This is a genomic window from Pantoea agglomerans NBRC 102470, from assembly GCF_001598475.1.
Classification (GTDB): Bacteria; Pseudomonadota; Gammaproteobacteria; order Enterobacterales; family Enterobacteriaceae; genus Pantoea; species Pantoea agglomerans.
Genome location: NZ_BCZA01000011.1, coordinates 32,524 through 49,616 on the forward strand (window position 1 = coordinate 32,524; position 17,093 = coordinate 49,616).

Annotated in this window: 14 protein-coding genes; 8 read left to right on the forward strand and 6 right to left on the reverse strand. The window is 55.4% G+C overall.

The genetic code is table 11. The annotated features are described in order from the left end of the window. Positions 1 to 72: 72 nt before the first annotated feature. On the reverse strand, positions 73 to 891 hold the full coding sequence (iolB, locus tag PAG01S_RS18715; RefSeq protein WP_010671521.1) for a 5-deoxy-glucuronate isomerase: 819 nt from the start codon (positions 889 to 891) through the stop codon (positions 73 to 75). A gap of 119 nt (positions 892 to 1,010) precedes the next feature. Then, positions 1,011 to 2,516, reverse strand: coding sequence for a CoA-acylating methylmalonate-semialdehyde dehydrogenase (locus PAG01S_RS18720; RefSeq protein WP_010253344.1), 1,506 nt, complete (start codon positions 2,514 to 2,516; stop codon positions 1,011 to 1,013). Positions 2,517 to 2,937: 421 nt separating this feature from the next. On the opposite strand from PAG01S_RS18720, the gene PAG01S_RS18725 reads away from it, so the two are divergent. Then, entirely contained in the window at positions 2,938 to 3,753 is an 816-nt protein-coding gene (locus PAG01S_RS18725) for a TIM barrel protein (RefSeq protein ID WP_062759560.1), read from the forward strand. 84 nt (positions 3,754 to 3,837) lie between these two features. Here the strand turns inward: PAG01S_RS18725 and PAG01S_RS18730 are convergent, their stop codons facing one another. Continuing rightward, complete coding sequence (locus tag PAG01S_RS18730; protein ID WP_033773075.1) at positions 3,838 to 5,061, reverse strand: MFS transporter; 1,224 nt, start codon at positions 5,059 to 5,061, stop codon at positions 3,838 to 3,840. Between the two features lie 300 nt (positions 5,062 to 5,361). Here PAG01S_RS18730 and PAG01S_RS18735 point away from each other — a divergent pair, with 300 nt between their 5' ends. Continuing rightward, complete coding sequence (locus tag PAG01S_RS18735; protein ID WP_010253354.1) at positions 5,362 to 6,417, forward strand: AI-2E family transporter; 1,056 nt, start codon at positions 5,362 to 5,364, stop codon at positions 6,415 to 6,417. Here the strand turns inward: PAG01S_RS18735 and PAG01S_RS18740 are convergent. Then, on the reverse strand, positions 6,406 to 7,089 hold the full coding sequence (locus tag PAG01S_RS18740; protein ID WP_010253357.1) for a FadR/GntR family transcriptional regulator: 684 nt from the start codon (positions 7,087 to 7,089) through the stop codon (positions 6,406 to 6,408). The genes PAG01S_RS18735 and PAG01S_RS18740 overlap by 12 nt on opposite strands. A 149-nt stretch (positions 7,090 to 7,238) precedes the next feature. Between PAG01S_RS18740 and uxuA the strand changes: the two genes are divergently transcribed. From uxuA to PAG01S_RS18765, 5 genes are all read left to right on the forward strand, one after another. Beyond that, the gene (gene uxuA, locus PAG01S_RS18745) at positions 7,239 to 8,423 is read left to right on the forward strand and encodes a mannonate dehydratase (protein WP_022624002.1); all 1,185 of its coding nucleotides are present in this window, start codon (positions 7,239 to 7,241) and stop codon (positions 8,421 to 8,423) included. A 287-nt stretch (positions 8,424 to 8,710) separates the two neighbouring features. After that, positions 8,711 to 10,318 carry an EAL domain-containing protein gene (locus tag PAG01S_RS18750; RefSeq protein WP_010253363.1) on the forward strand — a complete coding sequence of 536 codons (1,608 nt, stop codon included), beginning with the start codon at positions 8,711 to 8,713 and terminating at the stop codon, positions 10,316 to 10,318. 424 nt (positions 10,319 to 10,742) lie between these two features. Beyond that, complete coding sequence (proP, locus tag PAG01S_RS18755; protein ID WP_010253365.1) at positions 10,743 to 12,248, forward strand: glycine betaine/L-proline transporter ProP; 1,506 nt, start codon at positions 10,743 to 10,745, stop codon at positions 12,246 to 12,248. A gap of 127 nt (positions 12,249 to 12,375) precedes the next feature. Continuing rightward, complete coding sequence (gene hemB, locus PAG01S_RS18760) at positions 12,376 to 13,353, forward strand: porphobilinogen synthase (protein ID WP_010671515.1); 978 nt, start codon at positions 12,376 to 12,378, stop codon at positions 13,351 to 13,353. Positions 13,354 to 13,456: 103 nt separating this feature from the next. After that, complete coding sequence (locus tag PAG01S_RS18765; RefSeq protein ID WP_010671514.1) at positions 13,457 to 14,425, forward strand: GGDEF domain-containing protein; 969 nt, start codon at positions 13,457 to 13,459, stop codon at positions 14,423 to 14,425. Between the two features lie 26 nt (positions 14,426 to 14,451). On the opposite strand, the gene PAG01S_RS18770 is transcribed toward PAG01S_RS18765, so the two are convergent. Next, complete coding sequence (locus PAG01S_RS18770) at positions 14,452 to 15,474, reverse strand: alpha/beta fold hydrolase (protein WP_010671513.1); 1,023 nt, start codon at positions 15,472 to 15,474, stop codon at positions 14,452 to 14,454. Between the two features lie 344 nt (positions 15,475 to 15,818). On the opposite strand from PAG01S_RS18770, the gene PAG01S_RS18775 reads away from it, so the two are divergent. After that, on the forward strand, positions 15,819 to 16,319 hold the full coding sequence (locus PAG01S_RS18775; protein ID WP_010253373.1) for a helix-turn-helix domain-containing protein: 501 nt from the start codon (positions 15,819 to 15,821) through the stop codon (positions 16,317 to 16,319). On the opposite strand, the gene PAG01S_RS18780 is transcribed toward PAG01S_RS18775, so the two are convergent. Continuing rightward, entirely contained in the window at positions 16,320 to 16,979 is a 660-nt protein-coding gene (locus PAG01S_RS18780) for an epoxyqueuosine reductase QueH (RefSeq protein WP_010253376.1), read from the reverse strand. Between the last annotated feature and the right edge of the window lie 114 nt (positions 16,980 to 17,093).

Sequence of the window (17,093 nt, forward strand, 5' to 3'; positions counted from 1 at the left end):
ACAGGCTGCCCTTTTTTACTGATATGAACGCGGGTTATAAACCGTAATTGCTGTTTATTTTTCAGCGAAGACTTATGCTTTCCGCGGATAGCTGTCGCTGTTCACCCAGGCGTGATCTTTCTCCCAGGTAAATTTCCACAGCCGCACCGGCCCCGCCATCACGTTCAGATAGTAGTTATTGTATCCCGCCAGCGTCGCTACCGGATGATAGCCGCGCGGTACCATCACCACGTCGCGATTATAGGGTGCCATACAGACATCCAGGGAACGGTCGTCGGTGTAGACGCGCTGCATGGCAAAGCCAGGTTCCGGATCGAAACGGTGATAGTAGGTCTCTTCCAGGTAGGTTTCGTTTTCACTCTCCTCCTGGTCGTGCTTGTGGCTGGGATAAGAGCTGGTATCGCCCTCGTTGGTATAGACTTCCACCACCAGCAGGCTATCAGCCGGTTCATTGTCAGGCAGGATATTGTGAACCAGGCGCTGGTTGCGCCCTTTTCCGCGATGCTCAACACCAACATCGGCTGGTGCAATCAGGCGCGCAGGCAGATTCCCCTGACCGGGCGCATTACAGACCGCCAGCTCAAGATCGCTGTCAGCGTAAACCTCTACTTCATCATCATGCGGCACATAAACGGAATAAGGCGGTACGCGCTCAAAAGGCGACATGCGCTGACCGATACCGGGAAAATCAGCATGGCGGGTTTTTACGGAGGCCAGCCCGGCCACCAGCACCAGACACAGCTCTTTATCACCACTGCTGAGACGCAGGGTTTCCCCTTTCTTCAGCAAATAGGCATCAAATCCCACATAACGCCAGCCGGCGCGCTCAGGCGTCACATGCTGAATACGACCCTGCGCGTCAGGGGCTTGTGCTTTCGACAGTAAAGACATCCTGATACTCCTCTCTGTCACGATTGACGCTGCGGTGGGCTCGCGGGCGCGGTGCCAGCGAACAAAGCGACCGGCAGATTATCCTGCCGGTCGCGCACCGGGATCAGCGTTGAAATGAATCAGCCTAAGGTTGGCATACTGAATTCAGACACGGTCTGCTGACCGGATGGCCAGCGTACGGTGGCCGTTTTCATGCGGGTATAGAAACGCACGCCATCCGGTCCATGAACATTGAGCGCGCCAAACACTGAACGCTTCCAGCCGCCGAAGCTGTGGAATGCCATCGGCACCGGAACCGGCACGTTGACACCGACCATACCCGCTTCAACGTTCTGCACAAACTCACGTGCGGTGTGACCGTTGCTGGTGAAAATCGCGCTGCCGTTGCCGAATTCATGGCTGTTAACCAGTTGCAGCGCACTGTCGTAGTCCGGCGCGCGCATGATGCTCAGCACCGGCCCGAAAATCTCTTCACGCCAGATCACCATCTCAGAGGTGACATGATCAAACAGCGTGCCGCCGACGTAGTAACCTTCGGCGTGACCTGCAACCTGCACGTTACGGCCATCGACCACCAGCTTCGCGCCTTCCTGCTCGCCTTTGTCGATGTAGCCCAGCACTTTCTTCTGGTGCGCCGCCGAAACGACCGGTCCCATCTCATTTTCATCAGCGCCCTGATTAATGCCAGGGCCGATACGCAGCGCGTTCACCAGCGGAGTCAGACGGGCGATCAGCTTGTCGGCGGTATCATCGCCCACGGCGACCACAACCGGCAGCGCCATGCAGCGTTCACCAGCAGAGCCAAACGCACCACCCATAATGGCGTTGACGGTGGCATCCAGGTCGGCATCCGGCATAACGATAGCGTGGTTTTTCGCCGCGCCAAACGCCTGTACCCGCTTGCCGTGGGCGCTGGCGGTTTTATAGATATGCTCAGCCACGCCAGAAGAACCGACGAAGCTCACCGCGGCAATACGCGGATCTTTATAGAGCTGCTCAGCATCTTCATTGGAACTGTGTACGACATTAAATACGCCATCGGGCAGGCCCGCTTCGGTCAGCAGTTCAGCCATACGCACTGCAGCAGAAGGATCCAGCGCCGGTGGCTTCAGCACAAAGGTGTTACCGCAGGCCAGGGCTATCGGGAACATCCACAGCGGTACCATCGCCGGGAAGTTAAACGGCGTAATGCCCGCCACGACGCCGACCGGTTGCATCAGCGAGTAGCTGTCAACGCCGCTGCCGACGTTCGGGGAATATTCGCCTTTGAGCAGATGGGGGATCCCGCAGGCAAACTCAATCACTTCGATGCCACGCGTCAGTTCACCCAGCGCATCAGACCAGACTTTGCCGTGCTCAGAGACAATCAGCGCCGCCAGCTCGTCACGGTGCTGCTCCATCAGGGCTTTAAAGTTGAACAGAACGCGGGCGCGACGCAGCGGCGAGGTTTTCGACCAGGCGGCAAAAGCGTCATGCGCGACACCAATCGCCTGGGCCACTTCATCAGCGGTACTTTGCGTCAGTTCACGTACCACTTTGCCGGTTGCCGGATCGTAAACAGGAATGGTTTCGTTGCTGGCGCTGAAAGTGGTTTTACCGCCAATAAAGTTACCTATGATTGTCATGATGTTGCCTCTTTAGATGGTTAAGTTCCCTGCAGACGGACCATGCGACCTGCCACACTGCCTGACCAGGCAAACCTGAAAGCGTGCTATGAAGCTATTACAGTGGAACAAATTTTTCAAATGGTTCTTTTTGGAAAATTTGATTTTAGCGGCACAGATCGCATTTTTCCCGCTACTTAGTCTCTCGCGGCATCACGATGACGGGAGGCCACTAATAGCTGCCAGCCTTAGCGTAGCAGGGTAATAGCCGGGGAGTGGTTTGGGCGTTTTACTGCGAAGTCGATCCAGCCTTTATGCATCGGGCTGAAACGGAATATGAAATTAATGCGAGGCTGATCTAATAATTTGCGTTTCATTATTCACTATTAATGAAATAAATGTTCTCTTTGGTCGCATCATCCTCCTGTCCCGGAGTCAGTGCATGGCCATCGATCCAACCCGTTTCTGTATCAACCGCAAAATTGCGCCCCGGCTCTCGCTGGAGGCATTTTTTCAGCTGGTCCAGAGTCTGGGGCTGAGCAAGGTTGAACTGCGTAATGACATGCCGGGCGGCAGCGTCACTGACGATCTCAGCACCGATCAGCTGCGCGCTCTGACCGACAGGTATCATATTGATATCATCACCATTAATGCGCTCTATCCGTTTAACCGCATTGATGACGCGCTACTGGCCCGGGCCGAAGCACTGTTACAGACAGCACAACAGATTGGTGCAAAGGCGCTGGTCATGTGTCCGCTGAATGAGGGGATTGCCGTGTCACCTCAGCAAACCCAGGCGGCGATGCAGCAGCTGGCCCCGCGCTTTGCCCACTATGGCATTCAGGGTCTGGTGGAGCCACTGGGTTTTCCGGTCAGCTCGCTGCGTTCGGCGGTACAAACGCAGCAATTGATCGCCGCGGCGGACGTGCCCTTTAAGTTATTGCTGGATACCTTTCACCATCATCTCTATGAGCAGGCTGAGCAGGAGTTCCCAGCAGGCATTGATGTTAACCAGATTGGTCTGGTGCACCTTTCGGGCGTGGAAGATCGCCGTCCGACCGCCGAACTGACCGATGAAGAACGCATCATGCTAAGTGATAACGATGTACTGAAGAGCGTGGTGCAGGTGAAGCGGCTGGAGATGCTTGGCTATAAGGGCGTTTATGCCTTTGAGCCTTTCTCCAGTCAGCTCAGCAACTGGACCCCTGCGGAGGTTGAACGCCAGATCCGCAACAGTATTGAACTGCTGCAAGCCTGAATCCTGTTCTGCGCTTTGCGCGCACTATTAATCGGTTTATCTGTGTCTGAAAAGACGTTCTGGCCCGCTGCTGGGCCATTTTTTTTATCCTGAAGAATCGTCTGCTGCCGGCAACACCGCCTGACGCCGCTGCATGCGCAGCGTGCAGAAAAAAGCGACGCAGACCAGCAGCGCAGTGAGCAGGTAGACGCGTGAGACACCCGCATAAGTCATGATGAATCCGGCAAGTGGCCCGGTTATGCCCAGCGACAGATCCATAAAGGCGGTGTAGGTCGCCAGCGCGCTGCCCTGATTCTGCTGCGGCACCACTTTTACCGCCACCACGCCCAGCGCCGGGAATACCAGCGAGAACCCGGCACCGGTCAGAAATGCGCCTGCTTTTGCCATCCAGGGATCACCCGCTGCGGCCACCAGAAACAGCCCGGCGGCTTCAACCGCCAGGCAGATGCTGGCGACCCGCAGACCGCCGTGGCGGTTAATCGCATTCGGGAACAGCAGGCGCGCGCCGACGAAAGCGCCGCTGAACAGGGAGAGCGCAAAGGCGGCCCCTTCCCAGCCTTTATCCTGATAGAACAGGGTAATAAAGGTGGCGATGACACCGAAACCCGCCGAACCCATCGCCAGAATCGCACCAAAACCGGCGATTTTCCCCAGCACCGCACGAAACGGCAGGGGTCTGGCCCGGCTGGCTTTTACGGCCGGACGCGGCACCGCGCAGACGATGCCTACCACGCAGATAGCAACAATGACCAGCGACAGCCACAGCAGGCCACCCGCCCGGAATATCACCACGCCGAGCGGCGCACCAATCGCCATCGCGCCATAAGTGACAATGCCGTTCCAGGAGATAACCCGGCCAATGTGCAGCGAACCCACCCGCGCCACACCCCACAACGAGGTGCCGGTGCCGGTAAAACTCTGGCCCACGCCCAGAATCAAGCGGCCCACGCAGAGCAGCGTCAGGCTTAACAGCGGTGATTCGATGAGCGCCGCCAGCAAAATACATAACCCGCTGATCAGACAGCCCACCAGGCCGGTCACCACCACTTTCTTTGGCCCCCAGAGATCGGCATAGCGTCCGGCGTGTGGGCGGCTCAGCAGCGTCGCCACATATTGCAGGCTGATCACCAGGCCCGCCCAGAATGCGCTGAAGCCCAGCTGGTCATGCACCCATCCTGGCAATACCGCCAGCGGCAGACCGATAGTGAGATAGCTGGCAAAGTTGTAGGCCACGATAGAGAGGATCAGCAGAGAGATGTTCAGGTTTCCGGATGGGGTGTTCGGTTCCGCTGCAGGCTGTTCAGGCATGAGTCCTCGCGCTCGTATTTGGCTGAATGATAAGGTTTATCCTTTAACTATACCCGCTTTCACCACTGGTGCCTCTTAATGACACGGTTATCGGGCGGCTGCCCCTGCCCGCACGTGCAGCAGAAAGCCGGGTAAAAACCGGCACAATGGGGAGTTGCTGCTCTGCCGCGATAGCTGAGTGCTGTGGCGCTGATTACATCATCCACCTGCCACCACGCTTTACCGTTTCTCTGATAAATCAGATTGTTAATTTTGTTTCAGCTACACTTTCAACAGCCAAATTACGTTATGAGAGAGAGAATGAGCGAGCTGCAACGGGAAAAGATCGGACAAAATATTCTGATAAAACTGGCGATGCTGGTCATTATCCTCGCCGGGGTTCGGGCAGCGTCCGATATTCTGGTTCCGCTGCTGCTGGCGGCGTTCTTTGCCATTGTGCTGAATCCACTGGTGACGATGCTGATGCGGCGTGGCTTCCGCCGTGGACTGGCGATTGGGCTGGTGATCACGGTGATCTTCTGCGCACTCGTGCTGCTGGGTGCCATTATTGCCAGCTCAATGAGCGAGTTTTCCGATCTCTATCCGCAACTGCGCGCCACCATGGAGCAGAAAATGACGGTACTGCAACATCTGGCGGCGGGCTTTCATCTTAATATTTCAACCGATGCGCTGGTACAGCGTTTCGATCCTAATACCATGATGAACCTGGCTACCGTGGCGCTTAGCGGCTTTTCCGGCGCGATGACCAATACCGTGCTGCTGGTGCTGACCGTGGTCTTTATGCTGTTTGAGGTCCATCACCTGCCCTATAAAATGCGCAACGCGCTGGTGAATCCGAAAATTCGCATCGCCGGACTGCATAAAGCGCTGAAAGGCGTCACGCACTATCTGGCGCTTAAAACCCTGGTGAGTCTGATAACCGGCATCGCAGTCTGGCTGAGTCTCTATCTGCTGGATGTGAAGTTTGCGCTGTTATGGGGTGTCGTAGCGTTTATCCTCAACTTTATTCCCAATATCGGCCCGATTATCGCCGGTATCCCGCCCTTCCTGCAGGCGTTGTTACTGAACAGCCTGTTTGATGCCGCGATGGTGGCGGCGCTGTTTACCGCGATTCATATGGTGTTTGGCAATATGCTGGAACCGCGCCTGATGGGGCGCGGTCTTGGCTTATCGACACTGGTGGTGTTTCTGTCGCTGGTGTTCTGGGGCTGGCTGCTCGGTCCGGTCGGCATGCTGCTCTCGGTGCCGCTCACCAGCATTACTAAAATTCTGATGGAAACCACGCCAGGCGGCAGCCGTCTGGCGATTATGCTGGGCACAGGACGACCCAAGCGGGCGCGGGCATTAACCAAGTAGCCGCTGCTGCACGTGCTGGAGATGGCTCTCCATCGCCTGACGGGCCGCTGCTTCATCGCCCGCCACAATCGCATTGGCGATCTGCTGATGGTCAGCGTTCATCTCCTGCGCGAAGCTGTTATCGGCATAATGGCGCTCCAGTCGCTGCACATGCGGGCTGTGGCGCCGGTTCCATAACTGCTCCAGCAGGTCGCGTAATACATCATTGCCGCTCATCTCACTGATCAGCAGATGGAAGCGCTTGTCCTGCTCCAGAAAGGCCGCGTCGTTTTCATTGTACTGCTGCAGTTCAGCGGTCAGCGCCAGCAGTGCTGCACGCTGAACGGTGGTGCCGTTACGTGCGGCAAATCCTGCCAGCATCCCCTCAAAGGCTTCACGCGCCTGCAACAGATCCTGCAGACTGCAGGTTTCGCTCTCCTGCGGAACCGCAGCCTGCGGCAACGGCTGGGCGACGTAAACGCCGTTGCCAGTGCGGATATCGACCCAGCCGGTCATCTCCAGCGCAATCAATGCTTCACGCACTGATGAACGACTGACACCCAGCTGTTTTGCCAGCTCACGCTCCGGTGGCAGCAAACCACCTGCCACAAAGTCACCGCGCGTGATACCGGCCATGATGACGTTGGCGATCTGACGGTACAGGCGCTCGGTTTTTATTACTGGCAGCGTCATCACCCTCTCCTCTGATTGCACTTAAAAGCGATCTCTTCACCGATGCAGTTTGTCATGCTGCGATCCGGATCACGGCCCTGTTTTGTCCACTATCATACTCTTGGTCCAGCGGCCTGACCACTGGGCCACATCACAGTTGAGGAGTAAAAATGGAACATACATGGCGATGGTACGGCCCCAACGATCCGGTCTCACTGGATGATGCGCGTCAGGCGGGCGCGACCGGCATTGTCACGGCGCTGCACCATATCCCTAACGGCGAGGTGTGGCCGGTTGAGGAGATTAAAGCGCGTCAGGCACTGCTGGCGGAAAAAGGTCTGGTCTGGTCGGTGGTAGAGAGCATCCCGGTCCATGAGGCGATTAAAACCCAGCGTGGTGACTACCTTCGCTATATCGCCAATTATCAGCAGTCGATACGCAATCTGGCCGCCTGCGGCATTGATACCGTCTGCTACAACTTCATGCCGGTGCTGGACTGGACCCGAACCGACCTCGCCTGGACGCTGCCGGATGGCGCAAAAGCGCTGCGCTTCGACGCCGACGCTTTTGCGGCATTCGAGCTTTATCTGTTGCAGCGTCCGGGGGCCGAGCAGGATTACAGCGCTGCCGAGCAGCAGGCCGCCGCTCAGCGCTTTGCCGCCATGAGCGCAGAAGAGAAAAGCACTCTGGTGCGCAATATTATCGCCGGTCTGCCAGGCGCCGAAGAGGGTTACACCCTGGAGCAGTTTCAGGCGCAGCTGACGCAGTATGACGGCATCGACAAAGCGAAACTGCGCGAGCATATGGCCACCTTCCTGCGCGCCATCGTGCCGGTTGCGGAGGAAACGGGCGTTAAACTGGCGGTGCATCCGGATGACCCACCACGTCCTATTCTGGGCCTGCCGCGCATTATTTCTACCCAGGAAGATATGCAGTGGCTGAAAGAAACCGTGGACAGCCTGCACAACGGTTTCTGTTTCTGTACCGGCTCCTATGGCGTGCGTGCCGACAACGCGCTGGTTGAGATGGCGGAAACCTATGCCGACCGCATTAACTTTATCCATCTGCGCGCCACGAAACGCGAGGCAAACCCGGCCAGCTTCCATGAAGCGGCGCATCTGGCGGGCGACGTCGATATGGTCAGCGTGATCAAGGTTATTCTGGCGGAAGAGCAGCGCCGCCGTCGGGCGGGCAACCTGCGGGCGATTCCCATGCGTCCCGATCACGGCCATCAGATGCTGGACGACCTGCATAAGCGCACCAATCCCGGTTATTCCGCCATTGGCCGCCTGAAAGGCCTTGCCGAACTGCGCGGCGTTGAAGTAGCGCTGAAACAGATCTATTTTGCCGATTAAATAAAACGTCCTGCCCTGCGCCCGCCCTGTGACGGGCCAGGGTCTCTCCTGGCCACTGCGGCGGATCGGCCTTTTGCCCTGCCTGCCTCCCGTTTTCACCTGATTGTTTTGCTGCATCGCAACGAAAACCAAACAATCTGTCAAAAAATGCAATGTCTGGTCGATAATTGACCTTAGTCAGTTCTCCTGATCGCAAAAACGCTAATCTGCACCGCCCGGAGAGATGCTATGCTGCGCCACTGATCAGCACCTCCGCATAACACCAATAATACTCAGAGGATTCAGCGGTGCCGCTACTGAAACGAAAACGCGACTACGCCAGGCTGGTGATTATTATTTCCGGCGTGCTGCCTCTGATTATTGGCATTTTTTTCACCGCTCTGGATGCGCGCCACACCGTGCATCAGCAGCAGGTCACCGCGGCGAATACGCTGTTATCTCAGGCTGAGAGAATGAGCGACAGCGCCTGGGATATGATTACCGTGCTGCGCCAGTTTCATCATCAGCCCTGCAGCCAGATTGAAAACCAGTTGCAGCGCATTGGCTCGCTAAACCCCTATTTTCGTGCGATCGGTAAAATGGAGCAGGATCACATCGCCTGCTCGTCGGTGTATGGTTCACGCCCAGGCCTGCTGAAAGAGATGATCATGCGTGACGCGCCGGTTACCGGAAAAGCCTGGTGGAGTCTGTCCATTGCCGGGACATCGGGCGTACCGAATCGTCCGGCCGTGATTTTTATGCGCGATTTGCCCGATGGCGAGGGATTCTGGGCAGTGATTGATGGCCAGTATCTGATCGATTTTATGCGCGCGATCAGCAGCAGCCATCTCTATCATTTCAGCATGACGTTCAGCGGCGGCGCGCCGATCTCGTTTGGCGATCCGCACATCGCCGCGTCCAGCTGGTTTGAACCCATGATTTATCAGGCTATCTCCCATCGCTATCCGCTCTCTGTCACCCTCATTGCCTCACCCTCTGAACTGATCTCGGCCTGGCGTCAGGTGATGTTTATCATCATGCCGATGGCCGCTATCTTCTCTATTCTGCTGATGATGCTGATGGCGAACTGGCTGAAACGGCGTATTTCATGGCGCGATGAGATTCGCCGGGCCATCACCAGCGGCCAGTTCAGGGCGCACTATCAGCCGGTCTATGACAACCGGCTGCAACGCTGCAGCGGCGCTGAAGCTCTGCTGCGCTGGACAACGCCCGACGGTAAAGGCGTGCGGCCAGATATTTTTATCGGCGCAGCAGAAGCGGAAGGCATGATTGTGCCGCTGACCCGCCATCTGCTCGATTTAATTGCAGAGGATGTGCAGGCGTGGCAGGTTGAGCCCCATTTCCACCTGGCCATTAACGTGGCGGCGGATCATCTGCAGCATCCTGATTTTGTCGACGATATGCTGCAGTTTGCCGAACGGATCAAAGATAAGCAGTTCCTGATTACTCTGGAGCTGACCGAACGCAGCCTGATCAAAGATGGCGCTGAGGTGGCACGCAAGCTGGAGCAGTTACGTGGTTGCGGCATGAAGGTCGCGATTGATGATTTTGGGACCGGACACTGTTCGCTGAGCTATTTACAGACCTTCACGATAGATTATCTGAAAATCGATCGCGGCTTTATCAACGCGATTGAATCCCTGGAAGGCAGAACGCCGGTGCTGGACGCGATTATCCAGCTCAGCCATGAGCTTGAGCTGGAGGTGCTGGGAGAAGGCGTTGAGACCGCGTTACAGTTCAGCTATCTGCAACGGCGCGGCGTGGTCTTTATCCAGGGCTATTATTATGCCCGCCCGATGGACAACACGGCGCTGGTTGCCTGGCTGACCGATCGGGGCGAACAGCCGATTGAACGGGAGCTGGCTCTTCAGACCCGGCAGGAACCCGACGTCTGAACCAGAGCAGATGGCAGCTGAACCGCCAGTCGAGCCACATTCACTCATCTTTCTGCTCTCCGCCCTGTGATGCAAAGCGGATAACCGCTTCCGGTGCCAGCATGCCTCGTAACTTCCCCCTCTTTGACCCTGTTTTGCTGAAAAAAACGGCGGTCGTCACGCTCAGTGATAATTTTTCTGCGGTTGCAAACAGCTCTATTTGTTGTAAAAACAGGCCGGATGTAGCCCAAACATGACAGATATCACACAAAAACGGTATACTCTGTCGCTGTTCGCAATAATCACAACAGTAATTATTGTGTCTGCCGGCGCATAAACAGTGCTTATTTACGGCTATGCTTAAATTTCTCAACGCAGCGGTCTGAACGACTCACACCCGGCTCGCGCCGTTGAGGACTTTCGTGTTCCAATACAGGGTAATTCTATGAAATTGCGTAGGAAGCGTGTAAAACCAATTGGGATCGATGATGTGACTATCATCGATGATACCCGTTTACGTAAAGCCATCACCGCGGCCTCTCTGGGCAACGCGATGGAGTGGTTCGACTTCGGTGTTTATGGCTTTGTGGCCTATGCGCTGGGTAAGGTCTTTTTCCCGGACGTTTCGCCGGGCGTTCAGATGATAGCGGCGCTCGCCACTTTCTCTGTTCCTTTCCTGATTCGCCCGCTGGGTGGACTGTTCTTCGGTATGCTGGGCGACAAATATGGTCGTCAGAAAATCCTCTCCATCACCATCATCATCATGTCGGTCAGTACTTTCTGTATCGGCCTGATACCGTCCTACGCCTCCATCGGCATCTGGGCACCTATTCTGCTGCTGTTAGCGAAGATGGCTCAGGGCTTCTCGGTGGGCGGTGAATATACCGGTGCCTCAATCTTTGTGGCCGAATATTCGCCTGACCGTAAACGCGGCTTTATGGGAAGCTGGCTCGACTTTGGTTCGATTGCGGGCTTCGTGCTCGGTGCGGGTTTGGTGGTGCTGATTTCCTCCATTATCGGAGAAGAGAGTTTCCTTGAGTGGGGCTGGCGTCTGCCGTTCTTCGTCGCGCTGCCGCTGGGAATTATCGGTCTTTACCTGCGTCATGCGCTGGAAGAGACCCCGGCATTCCAGCAGCACGTGGACAAACTGGAACAGGGCGACCGCGAAGGCCTGCAGGATGGTCCACAGGTATCGTTTAAAGAGATTGCGACCAAACACTGGCGCAGCCTGCTCTCCTGTGTCGGTCTGGTTATCGCCACTAACGTCACCTACTACATGTTGCTGACGTACATGCCGAGCTACCTGTCACATAACCTGCACTACAGCGAAGACCACGGTGTGATGATTATCATCGCCATCATGATCGGTATGCTGTTTGTCCAGCCAATGATCGGCATGATGAGTGACCGTTTCGGCCGTCGTCCGTTTGTCATCATCGGCAGTATCGCCCTGATGATCTTCGCGATTCCTGCCTTTATGATGATCAACAGTGGCGTACTCGGACTGATTTTTGGTGGTCTGCTGCTGCTGGCAGTGATCCTCAACGCCTTTACTGGCGTGATGGCCTCTTCACTGCCTGCGATGTTCCCGACGCACATCCGCTACAGTGCGCTGGCGAGTGCGTTTAACATCTCGGTACTGGTTGCCGGTCTGACGCCAACGCTGGCTGCCTGGCTGGTAGAAACGACCAATAACCTCTACATGCCAGCCTACTATCTGATGGTGGTGGCAGTGATTGGTCTGATTACCGGTCTGTACATGAAAGAAACTGCCAATAAGCCCCTGAAAGGCGCGACACCGGCGGCTTCTGATATGGAAGAAGCGCGCGAAATCCTGCAGGAACATCACGATAACATCGAGCACAAAATCGAAGATATCGACGAAGAGATCTCCCGTCTGGAAGCGAAACGTAAAAACCTGGTGCAACAGCATCCGGATATCAACGAGTAATCGTTCTGCTCTCCCGCCGCCCGGCGGGAGAGTTCTTTTCCCCTCTCCTGACCGCACACAAACCTTCATCCCTCGCGGGCAAAGGGAGTAAACTGTTGTCACTTTTTTCACCTGCGTAAGAATGAAAATGTCTGATTATTCCCTTATCCAGCGCCCAAGAAGATTGCGCGCCAGCGCCTCAATGCGTGAAATGTTCCAGGAGTCCTCACTGAGCCTGAACGATCTGGCTCTGCCCATCTTTGTTGAAGAAGAAGTCGACGATTACAAAGCGATTCAGGCGATGCCTGGCGTGATGCGTATTCCGGAAAAACGTCTCGCCTATGAAATTGAGCGCATCGCCAAAGCGGGTATCCGCTCGGTGATGACCTTCGGTATTTCGCACCACACCGATGCCACCGGCAGCGATGCCTGGAACGAGAACGGTCTGGTGGCACGTATGTCCCGCATCTGCAAAGATACCGTGCCAGAAATGATCGTGATGTCTGACACCTGCTTCTGTGAATACACCAGCCACGGCCACTGTGGCGTGTTGTGTGATCACGGCGTCGATAACGATGCAACCCTGGAAAACCTGGGTAAGCAGGCCGTCGTTGCCGCCGCAGCCGGTGCGGATTTCATCGCCCCGTCAGCGGCGATGGATGGTCAGGTTGAGGCGATTCGCCGGGCACTGGACGCGGCGGGCTTCACTCAGACCGCCATCATGTCCTACTCCACCAAATTCGCCTCCTCGTTTTACGGCCCGTTCCGTGAAGCGGCCGGAACGGCGCTGAAAGGCGACCGTAAAACCTACCAGATGAACCCGATGAACCGCCGTGAAGCGATCCGTGAATCGCTGCTCGACGCGGCGCAGGGCGCGGATTCACTGATGGTGAAACCGGCAGGTGCTTATCTGGATATCCTGCGCGATATCCGTGAACGTACCGAATTGCCGCTGGCGGCTTATCAGGTGAGTGGTGAATACGCGATGATCAAGTTTGCCGCTCAGGCTGGTGCCATTGATGAACGCAATGTGGTGCTGGAAAGCCTGGGTGCGATTAAACGCGCCGGTGCAGACCTGATTTTCAGCTATTTCGCCCTTGATCTCGCCGAACAAAAAGTGCTCTGATCCCCTCCTTATAAAGAGCGTGATGGCTATGTCACGCTCTTCTTCTTCGCCGTAAGGCAAACACCAGAACCTGGCTTGAGCTAAAAAAATAAAGGGCTCTGTGATGAAAGCACCTGAAATCGCTGCCGACGAGGCACAACGTTTATCGCAGTTGCGTGCGCTGAACATAATGAACACCCCAGCGGAAGAACGATTTGATCGTTTAACCCGTCTGGCGCGCCGCCTGTATGACGTTCCTATCGCGTTAGTCAGCCTGCTGGAAGCTGACCATCAGTGGTTTAAATCCGCTCAGGGCTATGAACCCGCAGGATCGCCCCGCGACATCTCCTTTTGCGGTCATGCCATCCTGCAGGATGAGATCATGATCGTTGAAGATGCCGCAGAAGATGAACGTTTTTATGATAATCCGCTGGTTACCGGCGAACCGCATATCCGCTTTTATGCCGGCTGTCCGCTGCGGGCACCGGGCGGCGCTAAAATGGGTACCCTCTGTATCATTGGTCGTGAACCGCGTCAGTTTAATGAAGAGGATCAGGCCACGATGCGCGACCTGGCCGCCATGGCCGAAGCGGAACTGGTCGCCTTTCAGACTGCCACCTGTGATGAACTGACGCAGATCACCAATCGTCGCGGCTTTATGACGCTGGGACAGATGGTGCTGAACGAGTGCCGGCTGAAAAACCGGCCCGCCTGCCTGACCTTTCTCGATCTCGACAAATTTAAGCAGATTAATGACTCGCTGGGCCACCGTGAAGGCGACCGCGCGCTGATGGACTTTGCCGATGCGATGAAAGTGGTGTTCAAGCATTCGGATCTGTTTGCCCGTCTGGGTGGCGATGAGTTTGTGGTGCTGTTTAATGGTCTGCAGCAGCAGCAGAGCGAAGCGCTGCTGCTGCAGTTTGACCGTTATCTGCAACAGCAATCAGTCAGTCTGAACCGCCGTTACCGCCTGCAATTCTCGTCCGGCGTCGTGGAGTTTGACGCGGCGCATCCGCAATCGCTGGAGCAGTTGCTGCACGACAGCGATGAGCAGATGTACCTCAGTAAAAAGCAGAAACGCGTGGCGATCTAAGGTCAGGCGCCGCAGCGCCTGACGGTTCAGGGACGCGCCAGATCGTCCAGCAGCGTCTGGTTAAATTTTGCCGGTTCTTCCATTTGCGGCGCGTGTCCCATACCGGGGAATTCGATTAAGCGCGCCCCCGGAATGCGTTTTGCGACCTCTTTCCCCAGTACCGCGTAATCACCCAGCCGGGCTTTCACCTCTGCCGGGGCGATATCACTGCCGATGGCAGTCGTGTCAGAGGTGCCGATCATCAGCGTGGTGGGCACTTTCAGATCGCCGAATTCATAAAATACGGGCTGAGTGAAGATCATGTCGTAGATTAAGGCGGAGTTCCATGCCACCTTCTGGTGGCCTGGCCCGCTGTTGAGTCCGGCCAGCATATCAACCCACTTGTCATATTCAGGTTTCCAGCGCCCGACATAGTAGGTTTGCTGCTCATACTTCTTAATGCCCTCTGCGCTGAGTTTGAGTTCGCGCTGATACCACTGATCCACTGATCGCCACGGTGCGCCTTTGGCTTTCCAGTCCTCCAGCCCGATCGGGTTAACCAGCACCAGCTTCTGCGTCTGTTCCGGGTACATCAGCGCATAACGTGTTGCCAGCATTCCGCCAGTGGAGTGACCCATAATCACCGCCTTCTTCACACCCAGCCGGGCGAGCAGCTGATGGGTGTTATCTGCCAGCTGCTGAAAACTGTACTGGTAACTGGCTGGCTTGGTCGAGCTGCAGAAGCCAATCTGGTCGGGCGCGATAACGCGATATCCCTGCTGACTGAGTGCGCGAATGGTCTCTTCCCAGGTCGCGCCACAGAAGTTTTTACCGTGCATCAGCACCACGGTTTCGCCGTTGGCCCGCTGCGCCGGTTTCACATCCATATAGCCCATACTCAGCGTCTGCTGCTGGGATTTAAAATCAAAATGCTGCAACGGATAGGGGTATTGAAATCCTTCCAGCTGTTCGCCATACACACCAGCGGCACTGGCAGGCGCATGAGCAAATAACGCCAGCGAGGTGAGCAAGGCGGCAAGCGGTTTTTTCAGCGCGTATGTCGGGCTCATCCGGGGGGTTCTCCAGGTTAAAGGTGAGCCGTAAGCCTGGCATGTCGCAGCCAAAAATCTATTGATGTGCCGTGCTATAGCCGTGATTACAGAGATTCCGGCAAGGTAAACCGTGAGTCTGGCTGCGGACTCACGGCTCATTTTGATTATTGTCCCGCGGAACCACTTATTCATTCACCTACAATTACCAACAGATTAATCACAATTCATCTTTTTTATTAATAACACCCCCTCAAATGAATATCTTCAGAGATAACGATTAAAATCCTGAAAAATCTTTACGCAAAGAATAAGCACATTAAGATAAATATTTTAGAATCTTCTTAAATCAAACAGGGGGTTCTATGAACGAAAATAAATATAACGAAAGCGTGATCGTCTCTATCACTGAGTGGATTAATAATAATCTGGATCAGCGTTTAAGCGTTGATGATATTGCAGAAAAGGCGGGTTACTCTAAGTGGTATTTACAGAAACTTTTTGCCCGTTATCATAATGAAACCCTGGCGCGATATATTCGTAAGAAAAAGCTTAACGCCAGTGTTCATGATTTAAAAAACAGCCGCACGCCCATCATCAGCCTGGCGCTGAAATACCATTTTGAAAGCCAGCAATCTTTTACCCGATCTTTTAAGCAGATTATGGGTTGCACGCCGAGCGTCTGCCGTAAACGTCTGATGAAGGACGAGGCAAAGCAGCAGCTGGACGACGTTGATGATCCCTGTGCGCTGTGCAGTTACGGTCGGGCGGAAAGCATAAAGCAGAGCTGTGGCGTAACAGTCCGGCCTGTTACGCGCTCAGCGCGCGGATATGCGCCGGCAGACGCTTTCCGCGATCCAGGTTAATCAGGATTCATCCGGCTGATAATATTGCACACCAATCTTAATACGCTCACGTCCCTGGGTGACGCGATGACGATTGGTGTCGCGCAGTGAATAGACACAGCCACAATATTCCTGCTGATAGAAACTCTCGCGCTTGCTGATTTCAATCATGCGCGACGACCCGCCGCCTTTACGCCAGTTAAAATCCCAGTACATCAGATCCGGATACGCCGCCGCTGCGCGGACTCCGCAGCTGTTAATCTGCTTCATATCTTTCCAGCGCGAAATACCCAGGCAACTGGTCATCACCGGAAAACCGTTCTCATGGGCATAGAGTGCCGTACGTTCAAAGCGCATATCAAAGCACATGGTGCAGCGTTCACCCCGTTCCGGTGACCACTCCAGGCCGCGCGCCCGCTCAAACCAGTTATCCCGGTCATAGTCCGCATCAATAAACGGCACACCAAATTTTTCAGCAAAGCGAATATTCTCCTCTTTACGCAGCTCATACTCTTTGAGCGGGTGAATATTCGGGTTGTAGAAATAGATCGTGTATTCAATGCCGGATGCCAGCATCGCTTCCATCACCTCACCCGAGCAGGGTGCGCAACAGGAGTGCAGCAGGACTTTTTTATGGCCGCCCGGCAGAGGCAGCGGCTGACGCTGGAAAGGTTCAGACATAAGCACCTTCAATCAATAGCAGTAAAGCGGCAGTGTAATGCCGCAGGCGGGCAGTTGCAAAACCTGACCTGACGCGCCCTGTTTTGCGTAATCGTGCCCCGGCCGCAGTTTCCC